Origin of the sequence: Streptomyces sp. NPDC001914, from assembly GCF_042891215.1 — a bacterium.
GTDB lineage: Bacteria > Actinomycetota > Actinomycetes > Streptomycetales > Streptomycetaceae > Streptomyces.
The window spans coordinates 309342-330998 of record NZ_JBIASW010000007.1 but is presented as its reverse complement, the minus strand read 5'-3'; the positions used below and the strand labels follow the sequence as shown (position 1 = coordinate 330998).

The window sequence follows — 21657 nt, the reverse complement described above, 5'->3', positions numbered from 1 at the left end:
GTTCCTCGGGGACCGGTCAGGAGGGCATCCGGTCCCCGAGGAGTGCCAGGTTCTCGATGGCGGCGAGGCCGTAGAGCGCAGTGTCGTTCGTGTAGACCCAGTCGGCCTCGGTGCCCGGCACCAAGGTGACCGGGCCGCCGACCTTCTCCGTCTTCCAGGGCGAGGACTCGGTGTAGCCGTCGGAGTTGTAGAACTTGGCCCAGGCGCGGGTGGCGAGGCGGTCGTCGCCCGTCTGGACGGCGGCGTACGCGTCGAGGCGCGAATGGCCCTGGAAGAGCAGCAGGGTGCCGAAGTTGCCGCCGTAGCGGGCCGCCTGCTCGGCCTTGGTGGCGTTGAAGTAGCGGCAGTAGTCGAGGTACGCCTCCTTGAAGGCGGGCATGTCGACGAGATCGATGAGTTCGGCGCACAGTTCGTTCAGACCGAAGACGGCGGACAGGTGCGAGACGCCGACGACCGGGGCGTCCGCGACGGCGAACCGGCCGGTGTCGAGGTCGTACAGACCGGAGCCCTGGACGAATCCGTTGGGCTGCGCAGCGATCGTCTCCATCGTCGACAGCACCCTGGCCCTCGCCTTCTCCCACTTCGGGCCCTTGCGCTCCCACTCGGTCAGCCACGCCGAGACGAGCCCGCTCCAGTCGGTGCCGAATCCGATCGACAGCGCGTGCCGGTCGGGGGTGTACGGCTCGGTGCGGATCTTGCGCAGCGGGTCCAGGGCGAGGAAGGTCTCGTCGGAGTCGACGTTGGCGTGCATGAGGTCGCCGACCCGCTCGTCGGCGGTGAGGAAGTAGTAGTAGCGCCGGTAGGTGGTGTTGGCGATGCGCTGCTGCTTGGCGCTGTCGGCGTAGTGCTGCACCCCGTGCCGGGTGCCGAGGCCGGCCCATCGGCCGAGGTGGTAGACGTCGACCTCGCCGGTGTGCCGGGTCATCGCCTCGGCGAAGCGGAAGATGTCCGCGCGGCCGCTGCGCAGATAGGCGAACCACAGCCACAGGTCGGGCGACAGTTCGGAGTTGTCCCAGGCGTAGCCGCCGACGTCGTAGCGCCACTGGTGCCTGACCGGGTCGTAGGAGTGCATGATGTCGCCGTAGTCCCAGAACCCGTACCAACGGCGCATCTCCACCTGGTCCTTGTAGTAGGTGAAGAGGAAGTCGAGGTGGTCCTCGATCCTCGCCTTGGCGGGTGTCGAGCGGTCGGGTTCGGAGTAGAGGCCCGGGCCGAACACCTTCGCCTTGATCAACTGCCGGGGCGGGGCGACGAGTTGCGGCAGCACGCGGACGGCGTCGATCTGTTCGGCGAGCCGCTCGGGCGTGGGTGTCGACTCGTTGGCCCAGAAGAGCAGTTCGGAGGTGCGGGCGATGCCGTACGGGGTTCCGAAGCCCGGCTCGTAGTCCTCATAGGTGATGTTGAGGCCTTCGAGCTGTTCCGCGTACGTGTCCTGGCCCATGCCGTCGTGGTAGAAGCGCAGGTCCATGGGCTGCGCCTCGGGCGACCAGAGCCAGAGGGTGACCTCGGCCGCGTCGGTGTGGGCGTCGCGGATGTCGAGCTGGGCGGGGAACTTCTCCCAGAAGTCCCGCAGCCCGAAGGAGAATCCGCCGCTCGGCCCGCCGACGTAGCCGAAGCCCGAGGCGCGCCGGCCGCCGCCCGCGGCGATCCAGCCGTGCCCCTTCCCGGTGCGCTTGCGCAGGGTGAAGCCGTCGGCGGAGAGCTGGGAGAGGGTGTAGTCGCCCCATCGGGGGATGTACGGGAGCCGGGTGGTGACCCGCTGGTCCCAGGTGGACGGGTCGGCCAGCTTCTCGCCGGCGAACTGGGCCGTCTGGACGGCGGCTCCGGGGTCGCGGCGCAGTCCGGTGACGCCCTGGACGGCCTCACGGAGCAGGCCCGTGCCGTCGCCGCCGACGCGGATGTGCCGGTCGTAGGCGGCGTCCCGCATCGGCACGGTGAAGCGGACGCCGAGCCCGCCCACGAAGTCGCCGCTGCTCCTGCCGGGTTCCTGCTTCCCGTCGAAGGTGATCGTGTGCACCATGCGGAAGGAGTCGGCGCCCGCGTAGAAGTACAGACGGACCGAGAAGGGCAGCCAACTGCGGTCGCCCTTGCGGTGCTTGCCGTCGATACGGACGACGGCCCGCACCGGGCCGTCCTGTTCGACCTCGGTCGCGGAGATCACGCTCTCGAAGCGCTCGGACTTCACGGCACCCTGGTCGCCGTCCTCGATCTCCGGCCGGCGGATGAGGACGAGACGGCCGTTCCTCGCGATCTCGGTCGTGCCGCGCGTCACGGACCTGACCAGCGCGGAGCCGCTTTTGCCGAGCTTCGCGGTGATGACCCCGGTCGAGACGGACACGGCTCCGCCGCTCGTGGTGACGCTGACCCTCCGCTCGGGCGCGGCTGCCTCCCCCGCGGTCAGCGTGAGCGGGCCCGTGTCCGAACTCATCGCGTGGGCGGTCCACTTGAGGGAGCCGTCCGGCCAGTGGGCGAGGGGCCAGGACTGCACGGGGACGGCCGTACCGTCGGCGGCCGTGAGCGCGAAGGTCTGGTCGGGCCGGTGGGCACCCCTGGGCCAGGGCACGCCGACGGTGGAGCCGGGGGCGGCACCAAGGCCGCCGTCTTCCAGCCAGTCGAGGCTCACGGGGTCCGCGTCGGCGGCCTCCGCTCCGGGCTCGGCCTGCGCGTTCGGGGTTCCGAGGGCCCAGCTGAACTGCGTGGCGGCTCCGGCGACGGCGGCCGCCTTGAGAAGCGACCTGCGGGGAATGGGCGACATGGCCTTTCCTCTCCATACGGAATGTCAGGGGCATGACAGTCATGAGGGTGCGGCGGAACGGGGCCCGGCGCTTCACGCTCCGGCCCGCGGAGGTACCAGGTCAGCGGCGCCGGCGGTGACGCTCCTCGACGGAGACGGCCGCCGCGGCCACCGCCCCGAGGACGGGCACCGCCAGCGGCGCGACGAGCACGGCGGAGCAGACCACCACGGCCATCCCGCCGACGAGCAGGAAGGACCCGGCGGGATCGAGGACGGTCCGGCGGCCGGCGGCCGCGAGCAGCCCGCGCCAGGCGGCTCCCGGCTCCCAGGCCGCGGCCGCGCGCAGTCCCGCGACGGCTCCCCCGATCAGGGCGAGGAGCCCGACGGCCCCCACGAGCGGACCTCCGGGGATTCCGGCACGTGCGGCCTGGACGTCCACCCAGACCGCGCCCGCCCCGGCCCATCCGGCGACCCCGACGAGCCAGCCGCCCCGCAGGGCCGCCCGGAAGTCGGCCACGAACTCCCGCCGTCCGCCGCCCACATGAGCCGTGCGGCGGCGAAGGTGCCGCGCCCCGGCCGCGAACGCGGCGGGAACGGTCACGAGCGGCAGCGAGGCCACCGCGATCCACACGCCGGTCAGCAGACACTCCGCGAAGAGGGCGAACGGCTCGGCGAGGACGGACTCACGGGGTGCCCGGCGGGCTTTCGCCCTGTCACGGGCCCGCGACTGCGAAACGATCACGCTCACCCCTTCAGTCCCGAGGTCGCCATACCGTCGATCAGATGGCGCTGGAAGGCGAGGAAGAAGAGGAGCACGGGCAGCAGCGCCACCAGGGACATCGCGATCATGCCGCCGTAGTTCGCGACCCCCTCCTGGTCGCGGAACATCATCATGCCGAGCGAGACCGTGTACTTGCCGGGCTCGTTGAGGTAGATCAGCGGGCCCATGAAGTCGTTCCAGGCGTTGATGAACGTGAAGATGGCGCTGGTGATGAGGGCCGGGCGGCACAGCGGCAGCACGATCGACCAGTAGATCCGCGGATGCCCGCAGCCGTCGAGCCGCGCCGCCTCGTCCAGTTCGCGCGGCAGGTTCCGCATGAACTGCACCATGAGGAAGACGAAGAACGCCTCGGTGGCCAGGTACTTGCCGATCAGCAGCGGCACGTAGGTGTTGACCAGCCCCGCCTTCTGGAACATCACGTACTGCGGGATGAGCAGCACGTGGTACGGGAGCAGGAGCGTGCCGATCATCAGCGAGAACAGCACGTTGCGCCCGGCGAAGCGGATCCTGGCGAAGGCGTACGCGGTCAGCGAGCAGGAGATCAGGATGCCGGCGACGGAACCGAGGGCGTAGAAGAGCGAGTTCTGGAAGAAGGTGGCGATCGAGATGTCGGCGATGCCGTCGGCCAGCCCCTTGAAGTTGGCGAGGATCGGGCGGGCCGGGAACAGCTCCAGGCTGCCGATGATCTCGCGGCCGGGCTTGAAGGAGGCGCCGAGGACCCAGAGCACGGGGTAGAGGACGACCGCGAGGATCAGCAGGGCCCCGCCGTGCCAGGCGAGCGAGCCGGCGCGTCCCCGCCCCGGTGTCCGTACGCGTCCCCGGGCCGCCGTGGAGCCGGCCGGCCGGCCGGTGACGCCGCTCATCGGGCGTCCTCCGCGTAGTGCACCCAGCGCTTCTGGGACCAGAAGAGGACGGCCGTCACCAGGGCGACGGCGAGGAGCAGCATCCAGGCCATGGCGGAGGCGAAACCCATCTGGGACTCCTTGAAGCCCTTCTGGTAGAGGTAGCAGGTGTAGACGAGCGTGGCGTCGGCCGGTCCGCAGGTGGTGTTGGAGACCACGTACGCCGAACCGAAGATCTGGAACGAGTGGATGGTCTCCAGGAGCACGTTGAAGAACAGGACCGGGGAGATCATGGGCAGCGTGATGCTCCAGAACCTGCGCAGCGGTCCCGCGCCGTCCACCTCTGCCGCCTCGTACAGCTCCCTCGGCACCTGTTTGAGCCCGGCCAGGAAGATGACCATGGGGGCACCGAACTGCCAGACGGTGAGCGCCACCAGGCTGTAGAGAACCCGGCCCGGGTCACCGACCCAGCCTCCCGGGGAGAAGCCGAGGAAGGACTGCGTACGGTCCACGACGGCGTCGTCCGAGAACAGCGCCCGCCAGACGAAGCCGACCGAGACACTCGCGCCGATCAGCGACGGGGCGTAGAACGCGGCCCGGTAGAAGGCCTGGCCGCGGCGGCTCTGCGCGAGGAGCAGGGCAACCCCGAGCGCCAGCAGCAGTTTGAGCGGCGTCCCGATGACGACGTACCTGGCCGTCACTTCGACGGACTTCCGCCACCGGGGGTCGTCGAACATAGTCGTGAAGTTGTCGAAGCCGATCCACCGTGGCGCGTCGAAGAGGTTGTAGTCGGTGAACGCGAAGTAGAGGGAGGCGGCCATCGGGCCGGCGGTCAGGAACAGGAAGCCCGCGATCCACGGCGACATGAAGAGAAAGCCGGCGAGATGCTCCCCGCGTCGCCGCCGCCCGGCGGCGCCGGGGGCCGCGACGCGCAGTCGGGGCGCGTCGGGCGGGGAGTCCTTGACGAGCGTCACGGCGGTTCCCATCAGACGGCGAGGGCGGACTTCGCCTCGGAGAAGAACTGCTTCACCGCGTCGGAGACCTTGGTGGTGCCCTGCGACATGTCGCCGCCGATGCGCAGGAAGGCGGCTTCGACGGTGTCCGCACCTGCCGGGTGCGGGGTGATGGTGCCCAGCACGCCGGCCGCGGCGACGTCCTGCTCGTACCGCGCGATGGCCTTGCTGGGGGCGTCGGAGGGCCGGAACGCCTCGAACTGCCCCGTGGTGGCGAGGATCCCGCGGTCGTATCCCATGATCTTGCCGACCTCGGGGTCGTGGACCATGAAATCGATGAACTGAGCCACCTCCTTGGGATGTTCGGTACGCGCGGAAGCACTGAGCATCAGCGAGGCGAGGTACTGGCCGGTCTGTTTGCCGTCGGTCGTCGGGATCGGCGCCAGACCGTAACTGCTGTCACCCTCGGCCGTATAACGGACCGTGAAGTTGTCCCACGTGAACTCGGAGGCCGCGTGACCCGCCGAGAGGGAGGACTTGGGCTTGTCCTGTTCGACCCGCTTGGGATCGGTGATGATGCCGGCCTTCACACGGTTGTAGCCGTCGGTCCACCACTCCGTCAGATCGGCCTCGTCGAAACCGAGTCCGTCCTCGGTGAAGAACGCCTTGCCGTTCTGCCGGAGGTAGAGGTCGTACAGGTACATGATGGCGAAGTAGCCGGTGTCGCCCGCCACCTTCTGCGTGTCGTGAATCCTCTTGAGCGCGGCGAAGTACTCGTCCCAGGTCCAGCCCTGCTTCGGCGTGACGCCCGCCTTCTCGAACACCTTCTCGTCTATGACAAGTGACATGGTGTTGGATCCGACGGGAATTCCGAGCTGCTTTCCGTCGACCTGACCGACCTTCTCGACTCCGGCGCGGAAGCCTTTCAGGCTGAGATTTCCGGCGTCTATCTGGGACTTGAGGTCAAGCAGGATCCCTCGCTTGTCGTACTTCCGCAGAAATCCGACGGCGTTCTGGAATACGTCCGGCGGATTTCCGCCGGCGGCCTGTGTCTGGAACTTCTCCCAGAAGGCCGCATAATCCTGGAAGTCCGTCTGCACCTTGATCTTCGGATACTTCTTCTCGAAGAGCGCGACGGACCGGTTGATCCGCTTCGCCCGCTCGTCCGCACCCCACCACGCGTAACGGATCGTCACCGTCCCGTCCCCGGCGCCGCCTTCGCCTCCACCGCAGCCCGTCGTCGCGGCCAGCCCCAGCGCGGCCACCGAGGCTCCGGCCGCCCTGAGCACCGTCCGCCTCTCGACACTCCCGTTGTTCCCCACTGCCAGGCCTCCCCGCACTGTCGCCACCGCCTGCATGAATCGTTTCAAGTAAGCGCTTGCTGGCACAAGGTACGGAGGCGCTCCGAGCGCGTCAATGATTCGGACAGGAATCGCCGCCGGGCGCTCTCATCCCGTCACGCCGGCCGCCGCACGCCTTCCGACCTATTCGCACAGGAGTACGCAGGTCGGGCCCCGCACGGTCGGCCCGCCGAACACTCCCTGCCAGCCGGAACGATCCGCCGACGCGGCCGAAAACGTACTCCCGTGAAGGGTGCTGACGGGGTGTCTGCGGAGCCGCCGGAAACAGAGCGTGAGCGCGGGGACTCCTCTCGCCCCCTCCGCCCCTACCCGTCCCGCACCTGGGGCTCCGCCCCAGACCCCGCTCCTCAATCGCCGGAGGGGCTGAAACTTTCCCCGGCCGGGGCTGGAACTTTCCCCGGCCGGGGTTGGAACTTTCCCCGCCCGGGGCTGAGACGTTCGCCGGCCGGGGTTGAATCCAGCACGCGCACCCGCAACAGGGATCCGGCGGAAGGGGCCGAAGGGCAGGCCACCACGACGCACCCGCAGCCGGGATCCAGCGGCGCGGCCTGGCCTGGGGCCACCACGACGCATCCGCACCCGGCAACGCATGGAGGGGGCCTGGCGGGCCACCACGGCGCAGCCGCAGTCGGAATGCGGCGGGAGGGGACGTGCCGGTACATCGATGGCCGTCGCCACTAACGGCCACTTCTCCGCCCGACAGCGACGGCCTGATGCACCGGCACGGCCCCGACCCACCCACCGGACCGAACCCGGAGCCGCACCCACCCCGACCAGCACCGCGAACAACGAAAACGGCCCCGGTCCACGATGTCGTGGGCCGGAGCCGTCTTTCCTACGTGTGGGCGATACTGGGTTCGAACCAGTGACCTCTTCGGTGTGAACGAAGCGCTCTCCCGCTGAGCTAATCGCCCGGGCGCAGGAAGAACATTACCCCATGTCAGGGGGTGCCTCGGTCACTCAGTGATGTTCCACGGCATCACCAGCCCGAACCTCCACAGATACACCCCCACCAGCACGGCGACGATCACGAGCCCCACCGTGGTGAGGATGATGTTGCGACGCCGGACCTTGGGATCGAGCGCCCGCTGCGCGGCCTCCGTGACCTTGCGCTTCGTCCACCGGAGCACGAGCTGCGCCCAGACGAACTCGGTCGCCCAGATCGCCATGCCCCCGAAGATCACCAGCCACCCGGGCCCCGGCAACGGCAGCATGACCACACCCGCGGCGACCACCGCGAGCCCGACGATGAAAACACCCACCTGCCAGCTCACGTGCAGCGCACGCCGAGCCTTGATGAATTGAGGCGCACGCGAACCGAGCGCTCGCTCATCGCCCGCCCCGTCGCCCGTCGTGGCGACTTCGCCCGCCTCGTCACTCCCCGTATTCATACGACCAAACCCTACCCGAGAGAAACCAGTCACCGGAATGGCCCTATCCGGAGAACGCGCCCTCGGCCGGATGAGTTACATAAAGACATGCAAAACCCTCAGAGGGGTTTACAACGGCACCGTAGGTGGCATGTCGATTTCGCCGACGTGCGAATCCCCGAGCGCACACTGAGCGAAAGGCCCTGGCGCTTATGAACACCACGGTCAGCTGCGAGCTGCACCTGCGCCTCGTTGTGTCGAGCGAGTCCTCACTGCCTGTACCCGCAGGACTGCGGTATGACACGGCCGATCCCTATGCCGTGCACGCCACCTTCCACACCGGAGCCGAGGAAACCGTCGAGTGGGTGTTCGCCCGCGACCTCCTCGCCGAGGGCCTGCATCGGCCCACCGGTACCGGCGACGTCCGAGTCTGGCCGTCCCGAAGCCACGGCCAGGGCGTCGTCTGCATCGCCCTGAGCTCTCCGGAGGGTGAAGCCCTGCTCGAAGCCCCCGCGCGGGCCCTGGAGTCATTCCTGAAGCGAACGGACGCAGCCGTGCCGCCCGGCACGGAACACCGGCACTTCGATCTCGACACGGAGCTCTCACACATCCTGGCCGAGAGCTGACGCGTCACGACAGAGCCGCCCGGCGCCGTCCACTCGGGGAGACGGCTCGGGCCTAGACAACCGCATAGGGAAGGCGACGGCGTCGGCACCGCGGAAGTACGCGGTGGCGGCGCCGCCGCGCGTCCCACGCCTCCCAGGCACAGGCTCCTGCCCCGCGCCCGTCTCGGTCGCGCCGGGAAGCCACTACGATCGGCCAGCATCGGGCGGGCGCCCTCGCCCGACCCCCAGGCCAGGGAGCGAAACGTGCTGATCACCCACGACACCCGGTGCGCACTCGACGCCGTGGTGGATCTGGTGAACACCGCGCCGGAGGACGAGACGGCGGACGGGCTCGCCGACGTGCCGTCCCTCGCCGATTTCGTACGAAAGCACGACATCAGCGATGTCGGGGTGCTGTCGGAGCGTGATCTCGCCACCGTGCGGGACGTCCGCGACCTGTTCGCCAGGATCTTCGCCGCCGACGATCCACGGGCCGCCGCCTCGCTGATCAACGAACTGGTCGCGGCCGCGGGCACCACGCCCCGGCTGACGGACCACGACGGCTACGACTGGCATGTCCACTACTTCGCGCCGGGCGCCTCGGTCGCCGACCACCTCGCGGCCGACTGCGGGATGGCCCTCGCCTTCTTCGTGGTCGCCGGGGAGCAGGAACGCCTGCGGCGCTGCGAGGCCCCGGACTGCCGGCGCGCCTTCGTGGACCTCTCCCGCAACCGCTCCCGCCGCTACTGCGACAGCAGGACCTGCGGGAACCGCCTCCACGTGGCCGCCTACCGGGCACGCCGCAAGGAAGCCGCGAGCTGACCGGACCGCGCCGGCACACGAACCCGGCGCGCGAAGAGGCATGCGCCCCCTGGCCGGACTGTCGGACTGACGGAGCCCTCGGCGGGTGACGCCAGGGGCTCCGTGTACAGCTCAGAGCAGCAGCAGGTCGTGCAGCGAAGCCATGAGCAGCAGACAGCCGATCACCGCAAGGAAGATCATCAGCGGCGGCTGGGAGAGCGCGAAGAGACAACCGCGCCGCTCCTCGGGCGGAGCAGCGGTGTCGCTCGTTGTTGTGTCCAGCATCTCGCGGGCGATGATGACGCAGAGAGCACCCGCTTCGCGATCAACACGCCCGGAATATACGGGAGTTCGCTGGATGATGTGACGGCCGCGCCCGAACGTGAACGGTTCCGCGCGTTCCCTGCGTCACCCTTGTGATCTTGTGTCGCTTCTGCCGGTCATATGCCGTGCTTCTTCAGGATCGCCTCGATGTCGCTGAAGTCGTCCCCGGAGCCCGTCGCCCGTGGTGCCGACGCCGGCCGGGAACCGGGCCCGGCACCGGGGCCGAGCGACGGGGCCGAGGCCGTGGGCGCCGCCGCCTCACGCTGCGCGGCGGCCTTGGCCGCCCTGCGTTCCTTCCGGGTCCCGCCGCCGCGCCGCTCCACGGCACGGGTGATCATGAACAGCGCCCAGGCGCCGCCGAGGACCACGAAACCGGCCCAGGCGGTCGGGCTGAAGGCGGTGTCGGACAGCCAGCCGACCACTCCGGTCATGACCAGGCCGAGCGGCACCAGGGAGTAGGCGGCGATGCGCGCGGCCGCCAGGAAACGCTTGCGGTAGGCCGTCACCGCGGCGATGCCGAGGCCGGCTACGGAGACGGCGGAGCAGACGGTCTCTGCGATCATTCCGGTCCTCCAGGCAGGGCTCGGTGCGGCGTGTACCTCTTCCCTCCCATCCTGCACCGCACCGTGCCCGGTATGCCACGGTCCGGGCAGACCTCAGGGACATCTCGGGGTCACGTCCTCCTCAGGTCCCGGTGGAGCCTCCCCCTGTCCGGACCGCCGGTGGCGCCTCCCCTCCGGCGGACTGGGAGACTGGATCCATGAACGACTTCTCCGGCTCCTCCGCCGCGCGCCCGGCCCCCGTCGTGCTGGACGTGTGGTGCGAACTGCAGTGCCCCGACTGCCGTGACGCCCTCACCGACCTGAGCGCGCTGCGCGCCCGCTACGGCGACCGTCTGGACCTGCGGCTGCGGCACTTCCCCCTGGAGAAGCACAAGCACGCCTTCGCCGCCGCGCAGGCTGCGGAGGAGGCCGCCGAGCAGGGCCGCGCCTGGCCGTACGTGGAGGCCGTACTCGGCCGCGTCGAGGAGCTGGACCGCGGGGGCGAAGGGTTCCTCGTCGAGGTCGCCCGGGAACTCGGCCTGGACGCCGAGGAGTTCGACACGGCCCTGATCGACGGGCGGCACATCCTGATCGTCGACGCGGACCAGGCCGAGGGCAAGGCCATCGGGGTCACCGGCACCCCGACGTACGTCATCGGCGGTGAGCGTCTGGACGGCGGCAAGAGCCAGGACGGGCTGCGCGAGCGGATCGAGGAGATCGCCGACCGGCTGCTCGCCGAACAGGCCTGACACCGACCCGTCCGCAGCAGGGCCCGGCCCGAAACCTGCCGGCCCCGACGAAACCTCACCCGCCCCGGACCAGGCTTTCCTTGCCGGGGACAGGGCCTGCCCCTGGACCCCGGACGGTCCCGTTCCTGGCCAGGAGAGCACATGCCCCTGGCCGGGACGGCACCTCCTCCTGACCCGAACCGGCCCCGCCCAGAACTCCACCGCGCCCAGCCAGTCCCGGACAGAGCCCCGCCCGGCGCAGCCAGTCCCGGAACAGGGCCTCGCCCGGCCTAGAGCAGCGTCTTGTACAGGTGGTAGGCCGTCGTCTCGTAGCCGAGCGACTCGTAGAGCCGCTCGGCCGGGGTGTTGCCCGCGAAGACGTTGAGCCCGATGCGGTTCATTCCGGCGGCCTTCGCCCTGGCCTCGGCGAGCCGCATGAGCGTCCGGCCGTGTCCGCGTCCGCGCTGGTCGGCGCGGACCCCGACGTCGTAGATGAAGGCCTGTCCGCCCCGGCGCCCCAGCCAGAGTTCGCCCACGGGGACGCCCTCGTGCTCCAGGACGCTCAGCCACATGTTCGCGGTGGCCGGGCCCTGCGGCAGTGCGCCGCCGAAGTCGCGGTCCGCCTTGGCGAGCGCCTCGGCCTCCGGCAGCCCCCGCCGGATCCAGTCCTCGGCGTACCGCGCTCTGCCCGCTCGGTCCCAGATCTCGTACTCGTCCCGCGTCATGGGACGGTCGGCGCTTCCCGGGGGCAGGACGAGCGCGGAGTCGTCGGGCGCCTTCTCCATGATCCGGTTGCGCAGGACGTAACCGAGCACCCTGGTCAGCTCCAGGGCCCCCGTGGCGTCACCGGGAACGGTCACCACGATCTGCCGGCAGCCCCATCCGCGCGCGACCTCCTCGGCCGCCAGCGCGGCCACGGTGCCGCGGCCGCGGCCCCGGTCCGGCTCGTCGATGCTCAGCTCGTGGATCCGGGCGGCGGGCGGTCCCGAGCCGGGTTCCGTGGCGAGGTGTACCCGGCCGACGGGACGGCTGTTCACGCACACCTGGTAGCGGCGTGAGCGGGTCCCGTCGGCGGCGCGATGGAGCGGCTCGGTCGGCCGCAGGGTCGTCGTCATCAGGGGTGTTGTACCCGCTCACGACCGCCTCGTCAGCCGAATTACCGGGCCACGGCCGTACGGTCGCCCGGCCGCCGCAGGCAGGAAGACCCGTCGGCCGGAGGACCCGCCGGCCGGCTCGGCCGAAGTGCCCGGCGACCGGCGGCAGATGGCCCTCGGGGGACGGTCAGGGGTCGAGGTCGTCCGCGGCCCGCTCGTCGAAGACGCGCATCGCCTTGGCCGTCACCGGGCCCGGCGCGCCCGGCAGTTCACGGGCGTCGACCCGGTGCACGGCCTGCACGTCGCGCAGCGTGGAGGTCAGGAAGATCTCGTCGGCGCGCTCCAGGACGTCCAGCGGCAGGTCGGTCTCCTTGGCACCGGTCCATTCGACCGTGAGGGCGCGGGTGATGCCGGCGAGGCAGCCGGAGGCGACCGGCGGGGTGTGGATCTCACCGTCGAGGACGACGAAGACGTTCGACCCGGTGCCCTCGCAGAGTTGGCCCACCGTGTTGGCGAACAGCGCCTCGGACGCGCCGTGTTCCCGCGCGCGGGCCAGGGCGACGACGTTCTCGGCGTACGAGGTGGTCTTCAGGCCGGTCAGGGCGCCGCGCTCGTTGCGGGTCCAGGGGACGGTGACGACGGCCGTGGAGTCGGGGCGCGGGGAGGAGCCGCCGAGCGCGACGACGAGGGTGGGACCGTGCTCTCCGCGGTCGGAGCCGAGCGGGCCGTGACCACCGGTGTAGGTGATGCGGAGCCGGCCGAGCGGCATCGGGTTGGCCTCGAGGACGGCGGCGCAGGCGCGGCGCACCTCGTCGGCGTCGGGCTCGGGCAGACCGAGGCCGCGCGCCGAGCGGGCCAGCCGGTCGAGGTGGCGGGTCAGCGCGAAGGGCCGGCCGTCGACCGCCTTCACGGTCTCGAAGATGCCGTCACCCACGGTCAGTCCGTGGTCGAAGACGGAGACGCGGGCGGCCTCGATGTCCTGCAGCCCGCCGTCGAGCCAAAGCTTCACTGGTCCTACCTCGCATGTGAAGTGCCGGGTGTGTCGCCGGCACGGTGTTCCGGCCCCGGTCCCCGCGCCGTCCCCGGATCAGGTCAGTCGGTGAGGGTCCCGTCACCCGCGTCGTACGTTCCCGACGCTACCGCGAGCAGCCGGGACGCCTTCAGCTCGGTCTCCCGCCACTCCCCCTCGGGGTCGGACCCCCAGGTGATCCCGGCCCCCGTGCCGAAGCGCAGGGCGCCGTCGGCGCGGTCGATCCAGAACGTGCGGATGCCCACGGCCAGCTCTCCGGTGCCCCGGTCGGCGTCGACCCAGCCGATGCCTCCGCAGTAGGGGCCGCGCGGCGCGGTCTCCAGGGCGTCGATGATCCGCAGGGCGCTGGACTTCGGAGCGCCGGTGACGGAGCCGGGCGGGAAGGCCGCGGCGAGGAGCTCGGGCCAGCCGGCGTCCTCGCGCAGCTCGCCGGCGACCGTCGAGACGAGGTGCACGAGCCCCGGGTGCTTCTCGACGACGCACAGGTCGGGCACGGTCACGGTGCCGGTGGCGCAGACCTGGCCGATGTCGTTGCGGACGAGGTCCACGATCATCACGTTCTCGGCGTAGTCCTTGTCCAGGAGGTCCGCCTCGGTGCGTCCGGTGCCCTTGATCGGCCCCGACTCGACGCTGCGGCCCGCGCGGCGGACGAACAGTTCCGGGGAGGCGGTGGCTATCTCGACGCCGTGTTCCGGCAGCCGGATCGTTCCCGCGTACGGTGCCGGGTTGCCGCGGGCCAGGAGGGCGGTGAGCGCGTCGACGTCGGCGTCGGCCGGGACGGGCGCGGAGAGCACGCGGCAGAGGTTCGCCTGATAGACCTCGCCGGCCGCGATGTGCTCCCGGATGCGGCGCACACCGGCGGTGTACGCGGTGTGGTCGAGGGACGACGTCCAGTCGCCGGCCGCCGGGCCGTGCCACCGTCCGGGCACCGGGGCGGGGACCGGCTCCTCTCGTACGTCGCGGAAGCGGGCGCAGGTCAGGCGGCCTTCGAAGTCGGCCGCGACGGCCCAGAAGCCGGTCGAGTCGAGGGCCGCGGGATCGCTGGTGACATCGAGGAGACCGGTCGCTACGAGGCCGCCGAAGCGGGCGAGAGGAGGGAGGTCGAGCACGCAGACGAGTCTAGGGCGGGTGTCCCACGAGTGCCCTGGCCATGTCCTCGGGGGGACAGACCGCAGCACGCTGCACAAACGCGTTTTTGTGCTGGCCCGGGAATCCGCTAGAGTTCAACTCGTCGCCGGGACGCGCAAGCGAAACGGAAACGACAAGCGGACGTAGCTCAGTTGGTAGAGCGCAACCTTGCCAAGGTTGAGGTCGCCAGTTCGAACCTGGTCGTCCGCTCGCAGGAACGTGGGGGATCTTCCCGAACCCCCGCACTCCTGGTGGAGTGGCCGAGAGGCGAGGCAACGGCCTGCAAAGCCGTCTACACGGGTTCAAATCCCGTCTCCACCTCCAAGGACGATTAGCTCAGCGGGAGAGCGCTTCCCTGACACGGAAGAGGTCACTGGTTCAATCCCAGTATCGTCCACTGGTCCGCAAGGACTCGATCCGCGAGGATCCCCGCGCGATTAGCTCAGCGGGAGAGCGCTTCCCTGACACGGAAGAGGTCACTGGTTCAATCCCAGTATCGCGCACGCAGTACCAGCAGCAAGCGTGGCTTCGGTCGCGTGACCTGCGCGATTAGCTCAGCGGGAGAGCGCTTCCCTGACACGGAAGAGGTCACTGGTTCAATCCCAGTATCGCGCACAAGCAAGCCCCCGGTCGTATCGGCGACCGGGGGCTTCGTCGTGCTCCGGTCCACGTGCCCCGGTCCACCCGCCCCGGTCCGGTGTGACCTGACCCACGCGGGTCCCGACACGCCGAAGGGGCCCCGCCACTCGGACGGGGCCCCTTCGGGCGTTCAGGAGGAGAAGAGCATGTGGCCGAAGCTCTTGTGACGGTGGTGACCGCCGTGGCCGCCGTAGTGACCGCCGTGGCCGCCGTGCTGCGGGGCACCCCAGGCGGGGGCCGGCGCGGACGGGTACGCCTGCGGGGCGCCCTGGGGCGGCGGCGCGGGCTGGGACCACTGCGACTCCACGCGGGTCAGCGCCTCCAGCTCGCCGTAGTCGAGAAAGATGCCGCGGCAGCCGCTGCACTGCTCGATCTGGACGCCATTGCGGTTGTACGTGTGCATCGGCGCATGACATTTCGGACACTGCATGCTCGGCTCAACTCCTCGCCGGTCGGTACTGCTTCCGCCAGGACAGACACCGCCCGGCTTCGGTCGGTTGCAGCCTACGTCGCGAATCCTCGGGTCAACTCGGGTGGGACGGAACCCATTCGGTCACAGGCGTCGACGACGGCCTGCTGCACCTCGTCCAACGGCCGTCCCGCGGCAACGGATTTGGCGACCGCGATGGCGGCGGTCTGCACGGTGAGGGCGCGGGCAGCGACGTCCAGGGCGGGCCAGGGATCGCCGTCGGCGGGGACGGCGGGGCCACCCGCGGCCCGGTAGGCGGCCAGGAAGCGGAACCACGCGTCGGGCGGCAGCAGCCCGCAGGCGTACCAGGCGGCGGGGCGAGCCAGGTCCCAGGCCGGGGTGCCGACGCCCAGGTCGTCGACGTCGATGAGGAGCCAGGGGCCGTCCGGGGCGGGGTGGCGCACGAGCTGGCCGAGGTGCAGGTCGCCGTGGCACAGGGTCGTGGAGTCCGGCATCGGGGCCTCGGCCCGCGCCCAGCCGGGCAGCGCGGCCCAGGCCCGCAGGACCGGGGCGGCGGCCGGGTGCGGGCCGGCCGCGCGCATCCGGGCGATCGCCCGGGCGGCCTTGACGGGGCCGCGCATGGGCGGCAGCCCGTCCGGAGCCGGGGCCCGGTGCAGCCCGGCCAGCAGGGTCGCGGCCGCCTCCCAGGGGGCCGCGTCGGGTGCGTCGGGGTCGACGGGAGCGCCGTAGGGCCAGAGGGTCACCCGGCGGCCGAGGAGGTCGGCGGGGGCCGGGGCGGCCGGCGGCAGGAGGATGCCGGGGAGGCGCGCCGCCGCGGAGACGCGGAGGGCGAGCGCGCCGGGTTCCGTGTCCGGGGCGTGGGCCTTGGCGACGATGCCGCCGTGGCGGACCACGGTGCCGTCGTCGCGGTCCGCGAGGAGTGTGTCCTCGGCGCCGCAGGAACAGGCTCCGCGGGGACCGGGCACGGCGGCCACCGGGTGGTGCGCCGCGCCGCGCGCCGCACCACCGAGCGCGGCCGGCAGGCCGAGTACGGTCACGGATCCCCCTGAGCTGGACGACGGGCCCGTACGACATCCACCCCGGGCACCTGCCGGTGAGGGTAACCACCCGAACCGGCTCCCCGACACCGGGCCCCGGCCGGTCGTCCGGATCGGATGACACCGAGGCGGGGCGCCCTTGTCGGCCGGGGCGAGCGGGCAGGCGGGCCCGGCAGAACGACCGGGCCCAGCGGGGCCAGCGGGCGGAGCGTGCGAGCGAGCGAGGCGACCCGGGCTCAACAGGCCGGCGGGCCGGCGGGCCAAGGCGCGTGCGGCTTGAAGGGGAGGGTTCCGCGGCGCCGGAGCTTCGCCGGCTCTTCGTGCTCCCTCGAAGGTTCCGGGCCTCGTGCGCGGCCGCGCGTCGGGGCCTGTCCGTCATCGGTGGGGTGCGGGGATTCTCCGACTCGGCGTCGTTCGCCGCTGCCCAAGGGGGGTCGGGCGGCGAGCGGGGACAAAGAGATGCCCGCGCAGCTCCCCAGCTGCGCGGGCATCTTCCTGCCGTCCGCCGCACCCCCGTCCCCACGGGGTTTCATGGCCGGATGTCCCCGCCCGGACCGCTCTTCCGGGCCTGGGGCGCCGCTCAGCGCCCCAGCATCACGCCCACGGACGACGCCTGTGTGACCACCGCGTCCCAGCCGCCGAAGACGACCACGAGCAGGGCCGCCAGGGGAAGGACCATCGCTGTCGCCACCAAGGGGTGGCGCCGGCCCTGGCGCGTGCCGAACGCGGCGGCGTACGCCTTGCGTCCCTGCGTGCGGAGCTCCGTCCGCGGTGCCGTGTGGGCCATGGTCCCTCTCCTGACCGAGATTCTGTTGTGCCTGGCAGCGGCGGGTGTCTGACCTCGGGGGACGAGTGCTGCACCCGCCGCTTGACCTCAAATCTAGGCGCGCGACGACGAAGGGTCGTCATGCCCTCGTACCGATTGCCGGGCCTCCCGGAGGATGAGCTGTGACCTGCTGAGTACTACCGTGGGTGGAGACGCGGACCCAGGTCTCAGGGTCTTCCCGGAGGGGACGCCCGATGTGCCCCTACTGTTCCGAGCTGTCCTCCCGGGGAACCGGCTGCTCGACGAGTGCCAGCACCCGAGTCGCCATGAAGCGGGCGGTCCGTACCACTGTTCCGTTTCGAGTGACTTCGCTCACTTCCACCACACCTCGGCGCACCGCCGTCTCCACCCGGCGACCCGCCCTGCTCGCCACCACCTCGTACGTACGCGTCGTGTCCCCTGCGTCCACGACTATCTCCACGCGGTCACCCCTCACGGGCTCAATCCCCCTTCGACGATGGACGGTTGGGATCAAGGGCAGGTCAAGGAGGCACTGTTCGCACGCTCCCTGACCACCTCTCAAGTTTCCCACCCGGCACTGACAATCGATCGGGACGAGAGGGCGCGGCCTCTGCGCGCACCCGGCCGCGGAAACGTAAGCTGTGGCTCGTCAAACGGACCGGGCAGCGGGGATGGACATGGCGATGATGCGCCTGAGGCGCGAGGACCCGCGTGTCGTCGGCTCGTTCAGGCTTCACCGACGGCTCGGCGCGGGGGGTATGGGTGTTGTCTACCTGGGCTCCGACCGGCGGGGTCAGCGGGTCGCACTGAAGGTGATCCGGCCTGATCTGGCGGAGGATCAGGAGTTCCGTTCCCGGTTCGCGCGCGAGGTCTCGGCGGCACGCAGGATCAGGGGCGGCTGCACGGCACGGCTCGTCGCCGCCGACCTGGAGGCGGACCGTCCGTGGTTCGCCACGCAGTACGTGCCCGGCCCGTCCCTGCACGACAAGGTCGCCGAGGAGGGGCCGCTGTCGGCCGCCGACGTGGCCGCGGTCGGTGCCGCCCTCTCCGAGGGGCTGGTCGCGGTGCACGAGGCCGGGGTGGTTCACCGTGACCTCAAGCCGTCCAACATCCTGCTGTCCCCGAAGGGACCGCGGATCATCGACTTCGGCATCGCGTGGGCGACCGGCGCGAGCACCCTCACGCACGTCGGCACGGCGGTCGGCTCCCCGGGCTTCCTGGCGCCGGAGCAGGTGCGCGGCATCGCCGTCACCCCGGCCACGGACGTGTTCGCGCTCGGGGCGACCCTCGCGTACGCGGCGACCCAGGACTCACCCTTCGGTCAGGGCAGTTCCGAGGTGATGCTCTACCGCGTGGTGCACGAGGAGCCGCATCTGCACGGCGTTCCGGACGCGCTCGCCCCGCTCGTCCGGGCCTGCCTGGCCAAGGACCCGGAGGAGCGGCCCAGCACCCTCCAACTGTCGCTGCGGCTCAAGGAGATCGCGGCCCGCGAGGCCCAGGGCATGGTGGACACGCGGCCGCCCGCGCCGCGCTCGGACCCGGACCGGCCGACGGGACGCCTGGCCGAGCAGTACGCCGAGCAGCGCACCCAGCGGCGGCCGGGGACCACTCCCCCGCCACGGGGCACCACTCCTCCCCCGCGGGGGACCGCTCCTTCGCCGCGCACCGGCGGGACGAACGGCGGCTCGCGGTCGGGGTCGCGTCCGGCGCCCGTCCGCAACACGGGACGCTCCGGGAGCCGTCCCGCCCCGCGCAGCGGCGCCGGACGCCCCGGTCCGCGCACCACCGGCACCGGCCGGCGGCCCGCCAATCCGCGGCTGCTGCGTCAGCGGCTCTTCGTGTTCGTGGTGGTGACGCTGCTGGTCGCGCTGGGGATCGCGGCGGCCCAGGGGTGCCAGGGTCCCTCCCGGGGACTCGACGACGGCCCGCGTGGCGGCGTACACCGCGAACAGCCGGTGTCCGGGGCCCTGGCGGCGGACGCCGCGACCGCCCGTCCGTACGGAAGCGCGCTTCACGACGACTAGGGGTGCCGTTCGGACCGGTCCTGATCCGGTCCGGTCCTGACGACACCCCGTGGACGGCACCGCTTGGACGGCACTCCTCGCACGGCACCCCCGGGGGGTGCGGCTCTCAGCTCGTGGGCCGGCCCGTCGCCACCGCGTAGAAGGCGACCGCGGCCGCCGCGCCGACGTTCAGGGAGTCGACGCCGTGGGCCATCGGGATGCGGACCCATTCGTCGGCCGCCATCAGGGCCCGGGTGGACAGACCGTCGCCCTCCGCGCCGAGCATCAGCGCGACCCGGTCCATCGTGTGCGGGGCGGCCTCGTCCAGGGACCTGGCCTTCTCGTCCGGGGTGAGGGCGAGCAGGTTGAACCCGGCGTCGCGCACCGACTCCAGGCCCTTGGGCCAGGTGTCGAGACGGGCGTACGGGACCGAGAAGACGGCGCCCATCGAGACCTTCACCGAGCGGCGGTAGAGGGGGTCGGCGCAGTCCGGGGAGAGCAGGACCGCGTCCATGCCGAGCGCGGCGGCGGAGCGGAAGATGGCGCCGATGTTGGTGTGGTCGTTGACCGACTCCATGACGACGACCCGGCGCGCGGACCGCAGCAGTTCCTCCGCCGTGGGCAGCGGCTTGCGCTGCATGGAGGCCAGCGCTCCTCGGTGCACGTGATAGCCGGTGACCTGCTCGGCGAGCTCCGGGCTGACCGCGTAGACGGGTGCCGGGAGTTCGTCGATGACGTCGCGCATGACGTCGACCCACTTGGCGGACAGCAGCATCGAGCGCATCTCGTAGCCGGCGTCCTTGGCCCGTCTGATGACCTTCTCGCCCTCGGCGATGAACAGGCCCTCGGCGGGTTCGCGCTTGCGGCGCAGTTCCACGTCGGTCAGGCCCGTGTAGTCGCGCAGACGCGGGTCGTCGGGGTTCTCGACGGTGATGAGATCGGCCACAGGGTGATACTGCCTTGTCCTGGGTGCGGTGCCAACGGCTGGGAACGGGTTGGGTTACCCGGGGTTACTCGGGAAGTCCGGAGCCGACGTCGACGACCTCGCCGATGACGATGACGGCGGGCGGCCGCACGTCCTCGGCGCGCACGGTGTCGGCGACGGTGGCCAGGGTGGCGTCGACGCGGCGCTGCGCGGCGGTCGTTCCCTCCTGGACGAGGGCGACGGGGGTGTCGGCCGGCTTGCCGTGCGCCACGAGGGTGTCGGCGATCTTGCCGATCTTGTCGACGCCCATGAGGACGACGAGGGTGCCGCGCAGCTTGGCGAGGGCGGGCCAGTCGACGAGGGAGCGCTCGTCGTCCGGGGCGACATGACCGCTGACCACGGTGAACTCGTGGGCGACACCCCGGTGGGTGACCGGGATTCCGGCGGCGCCCGGCACCGAGATCGAGCTGGAGATGCCGGGGACGATCGTGCAGGCGATGCCCGCCTCGGCGAGCGCCTGGGCCTCCTCCATCCCGCGGCCGAAGACGAACGGGTCGCCGCCCTTCAGACGGACGACGGACTTGCCCTGCTTCGCGTGCTCGACGAGGGCGTTGTTGATGGCCTCCTGGGCCATGAACCGGCCGTAGGGGATCTTCGCCGCGTCGATCACCTCGACGTGCGGCGGGAGTTCGGCGAGCAGGTCGCGGGGGCCAAGACGGTCGGCGATGACCACGTCGGCCTCGGCCAGCAGCCGGCGTCCGCGGACGGTGATCAGGTCGGGGTCGCCGGGGCCTCCGCCGACGAGGGCGACTCCGGGGGTACGGGTGCGGTGGTGCGGCGCGACGAGCGTGCCGTCGCGCAGGCCCTCGACCACGGCGTCGCGGATCGCGGCGGTGTGGCGGGGATCGCGGCCCTTGGCGTCGGTGGTGAGGACGGCGACGGTCACGCCCTCGCTGTGGCCGGTGGCCGGGGTCCACGCGGTCGCCGCGTCGGCGTCGTCCGCGCGGACGCACCAGACGCGCAGGCGCTCGGCCTCGGCCGAGGCCTCGGCACTGGCCCGCGGGTCGCTGGTGGCGATCAGCGCGTACCAGGCGTCGGCGAGGTCGCCCTCCTCGTAGGGGCGCCTGGTCCAGGTGATCTCGCCCGCGTCGGCCATCGCCTCGACGGACGGGGTCGCGTGCGGGGAGACGAGGTGGATGTCGGCGCCCGCCGCGATGAGCGCGGGGAGCCGGCGCTGGGCCACCTGGCCACCGCCGAGGACGACGACACGACGGCCGGCGAGGCGGAGGCCTACCGGGTAGGCGGGGTGTTCGGCCATGGAGGTGCGGCTCCTCGTACGGGCAGGCGGTGCGGTGGGCGCTGCGGCTCTGGAGCGGCCCTGACGTGGGGTTCTTCGGTAGGAATCCAGACTACGGCGGTGGGGGGGGGGGGGGGGGGGGGGGCGGGCGCGCCGCCCCCCCCCCCCGGGGGGGGGGGGGGGGGGGGGGGGGCCCGCCGGCGCGCCCCCCCCCCCCGGGCGGCCCCCCCCCCCCCCCGCCCCCCC

Annotated in this window: 21 protein-coding genes and 6 tRNA genes; 9 read left to right on the top strand and 18 right to left on the bottom strand. The window is 71.5% G+C overall.

The window, feature by feature from the left end:
• Window positions 1-16: 16 nt before the first annotated feature.
• The 7 genes from ACFYYF_RS21930 to ACFYYF_RS21900 all read right to left on the bottom strand — a co-directional run bounded on the left by ACFYYF_RS21930 (window position 17) and on the right by ACFYYF_RS21900 (window position 8062).
• The gene (locus ACFYYF_RS21930) at window positions 17-2755 is read right to left on the bottom strand and encodes a Tat pathway signal sequence domain protein (protein ID WP_388778118.1); all 2739 of its coding nucleotides are present in this window, start codon (window positions 2753-2755) and stop codon (window positions 17-19) included.
• Between the two features lie 100 nt (window positions 2756-2855).
• A complete protein-coding gene (locus ACFYYF_RS21925) occupies window positions 2856-3476 on the bottom strand; it encodes a hypothetical protein (RefSeq protein WP_388778115.1) in 621 nt (206 codons plus the stop codon).
• A 2-nt stretch (window positions 3477-3478) separates the two neighbouring features.
• Entirely contained in the window at window positions 3479-4378 is a 900-nt protein-coding gene (locus ACFYYF_RS21920; RefSeq protein WP_388778113.1) for a carbohydrate ABC transporter permease, read from the bottom strand.
• Window positions 4375-5331: a carbohydrate ABC transporter permease gene (locus ACFYYF_RS21915; RefSeq protein WP_388778111.1), complete on the bottom strand. Its 957-nt coding sequence runs from the start codon at window positions 5329-5331 to the stop codon at window positions 4375-4377. The genes ACFYYF_RS21920 and ACFYYF_RS21915 overlap by 4 nt, the downstream gene beginning before the upstream one ends.
• Before the next feature lie 11 nt (window positions 5332-5342).
• Window positions 5343-6668 (bottom strand): ABC transporter substrate-binding protein, encoded by a 1326-nt coding sequence (locus ACFYYF_RS21910; protein WP_388778432.1) that lies wholly within the window; start codon window positions 6666-6668, stop codon window positions 5343-5345.
• A gap of 845 nt (window positions 6669-7513) precedes the next feature.
• Window positions 7514-7585 (bottom strand) — tRNA-Val (locus ACFYYF_RS21905).
• Between the two features lie 42 nt (window positions 7586-7627).
• Entirely contained in the window at window positions 7628-8062 is a 435-nt protein-coding gene (locus ACFYYF_RS21900) for a TIGR02611 family protein (RefSeq protein ID WP_388778108.1), read from the bottom strand.
• Window positions 8063-8253: 191 nt separating this feature from the next.
• On the opposite strand from ACFYYF_RS21900, the gene ACFYYF_RS21895 reads away from it, so the two are divergent.
• Together ACFYYF_RS21895 and ACFYYF_RS21890 are read left to right on the top strand one after the other, a co-directional pair.
• Window positions 8254-8667, top strand: coding sequence for an SsgA family sporulation/cell division regulator (locus ACFYYF_RS21895; protein WP_003959770.1), 414 nt, complete (start codon window positions 8254-8256; stop codon window positions 8665-8667).
• A gap of 243 nt (window positions 8668-8910) precedes the next feature.
• Complete coding sequence (locus ACFYYF_RS21890) at window positions 8911-9468, top strand: CGNR zinc finger domain-containing protein (protein ID WP_361679243.1); 558 nt, start codon at window positions 8911-8913, stop codon at window positions 9466-9468.
• A 111-nt stretch (window positions 9469-9579) separates the two neighbouring features.
• On the opposite strand, the gene ACFYYF_RS21885 is transcribed toward ACFYYF_RS21890, so the two are convergent.
• Together ACFYYF_RS21885 and ACFYYF_RS21880 are read right to left on the bottom strand one after the other, a co-directional pair.
• Window positions 9580-9732 carry a hypothetical protein gene (locus ACFYYF_RS21885; protein ID WP_167455603.1) on the bottom strand — a complete coding sequence of 51 codons (153 nt, stop codon included), beginning with the start codon at window positions 9730-9732 and terminating at the stop codon, window positions 9580-9582.
• A 155-nt stretch (window positions 9733-9887) separates the two neighbouring features.
• Window positions 9888-10334 carry a hypothetical protein gene (locus tag ACFYYF_RS21880; protein WP_388778104.1) on the bottom strand — a complete coding sequence of 149 codons (447 nt, stop codon included), beginning with the start codon at window positions 10332-10334 and terminating at the stop codon, window positions 9888-9890.
• Window positions 10335-10531: 197 nt separating this feature from the next.
• Between ACFYYF_RS21880 and ACFYYF_RS21875 the strand changes: the two genes are divergently transcribed.
• Entirely contained in the window at window positions 10532-11062 is a 531-nt protein-coding gene (locus tag ACFYYF_RS21875; protein WP_388778101.1) for a DsbA family protein, read from the top strand.
• A gap of 269 nt (window positions 11063-11331) precedes the next feature.
• On the opposite strand, the gene ACFYYF_RS21870 is transcribed toward ACFYYF_RS21875, so the two are convergent.
• From ACFYYF_RS21870 to ACFYYF_RS21860, 3 genes are all read right to left on the bottom strand, one after another.
• Window positions 11332-12156 carry a GNAT family N-acetyltransferase gene (locus tag ACFYYF_RS21870; RefSeq protein ID WP_388778099.1) on the bottom strand — a complete coding sequence of 275 codons (825 nt, stop codon included), beginning with the start codon at window positions 12154-12156 and terminating at the stop codon, window positions 11332-11334.
• A 166-nt stretch (window positions 12157-12322) separates the two neighbouring features.
• Entirely contained in the window at window positions 12323-13144 is an 822-nt protein-coding gene (locus ACFYYF_RS21865) for an aminodeoxychorismate lyase (protein ID WP_365486275.1), read from the bottom strand.
• Between the two features lie 83 nt (window positions 13145-13227).
• Complete coding sequence (locus tag ACFYYF_RS21860; RefSeq protein ID WP_361679258.1) at window positions 13228-14274, bottom strand: chorismate-binding protein; 1047 nt, start codon at window positions 14272-14274, stop codon at window positions 13228-13230.
• Between the two features lie 156 nt (window positions 14275-14430).
• Here ACFYYF_RS21860 and ACFYYF_RS21855 point away from each other — a divergent pair.
• The 5 genes from ACFYYF_RS21855 to ACFYYF_RS21835 all read left to right on the top strand — a co-directional run bounded on the left by ACFYYF_RS21855 (window position 14431) and on the right by ACFYYF_RS21835 (window position 14908).
• Window positions 14431-14503, top strand: a tRNA-Gly gene (locus tag ACFYYF_RS21855).
• Between the two features lie 40 nt (window positions 14504-14543).
• Window positions 14544-14617, top strand: a tRNA-Cys gene (locus ACFYYF_RS21850).
• A 1-nt stretch (window position 14618) separates the two neighbouring features.
• Window positions 14619-14690: transfer RNA gene (locus ACFYYF_RS21845), tRNA-Val, on the top strand.
• A gap of 34 nt (window positions 14691-14724) precedes the next feature.
• Window positions 14725-14796: transfer RNA gene (locus ACFYYF_RS21840), tRNA-Val, on the top strand.
• A gap of 40 nt (window positions 14797-14836) precedes the next feature.
• Window positions 14837-14908, top strand: a tRNA-Val gene (locus ACFYYF_RS21835).
• Window positions 14909-15062: 154 nt separating this feature from the next.
• Here ACFYYF_RS21835 and ACFYYF_RS21830 read toward each other — a convergent pair.
• The 4 genes from ACFYYF_RS21830 to ACFYYF_RS21815 form a co-directional block, all read right to left on the bottom strand.
• Window positions 15063-15362: a zf-TFIIB domain-containing protein gene (locus tag ACFYYF_RS21830; RefSeq protein ID WP_361679261.1), complete on the bottom strand. Its 300-nt coding sequence runs from the start codon at window positions 15360-15362 to the stop codon at window positions 15063-15065.
• Window positions 15363-15436: 74 nt separating this feature from the next.
• A complete protein-coding gene (locus tag ACFYYF_RS21825) occupies window positions 15437-16399 on the bottom strand; it encodes a phosphotransferase family protein (protein WP_388778095.1) in 963 nt (320 codons plus the stop codon).
• A gap of 580 nt (window positions 16400-16979) precedes the next feature.
• On the bottom strand, window positions 16980-17186 hold the full coding sequence (locus ACFYYF_RS21820) for a hypothetical protein (RefSeq protein WP_355773792.1): 207 nt from the start codon (window positions 17184-17186) through the stop codon (window positions 16980-16982).
• Window positions 17187-17427: 241 nt separating this feature from the next.
• Window positions 17428-17661, bottom strand: a complete 234-nt coding sequence (locus tag ACFYYF_RS21815; RefSeq protein WP_326788867.1) for a hypothetical protein — start codon at window positions 17659-17661, stop codon at window positions 17428-17430.
• 196 nt (window positions 17662-17857) lie between these two features.
• On the opposite strand from ACFYYF_RS21815, the gene ACFYYF_RS21810 reads away from it, so the two are divergent.
• Window positions 17858-19210 carry a serine/threonine-protein kinase gene (locus tag ACFYYF_RS21810; protein WP_388778093.1) on the top strand — a complete coding sequence of 451 codons (1353 nt, stop codon included), beginning with the start codon at window positions 17858-17860 and terminating at the stop codon, window positions 19208-19210.
• A gap of 106 nt (window positions 19211-19316) precedes the next feature.
• Here ACFYYF_RS21810 and ACFYYF_RS21805 read toward each other — a convergent pair whose 3' ends face one another.
• Both ACFYYF_RS21805 and cobA read right to left on the bottom strand, forming a co-directional pair.
• The gene (locus ACFYYF_RS21805; protein WP_361679266.1) at window positions 19317-20135 is read right to left on the bottom strand and encodes an RNA methyltransferase; all 819 of its coding nucleotides are present in this window, start codon (window positions 20133-20135) and stop codon (window positions 19317-19319) included.
• Between the two features lie 64 nt (window positions 20136-20199).
• A complete protein-coding gene (gene cobA, locus ACFYYF_RS21800; protein WP_388778089.1) occupies window positions 20200-21432 on the bottom strand; it encodes a uroporphyrinogen-III C-methyltransferase in 1233 nt (410 codons plus the stop codon).
• Window positions 21433-21657: the final 225 nt, after the last annotated feature.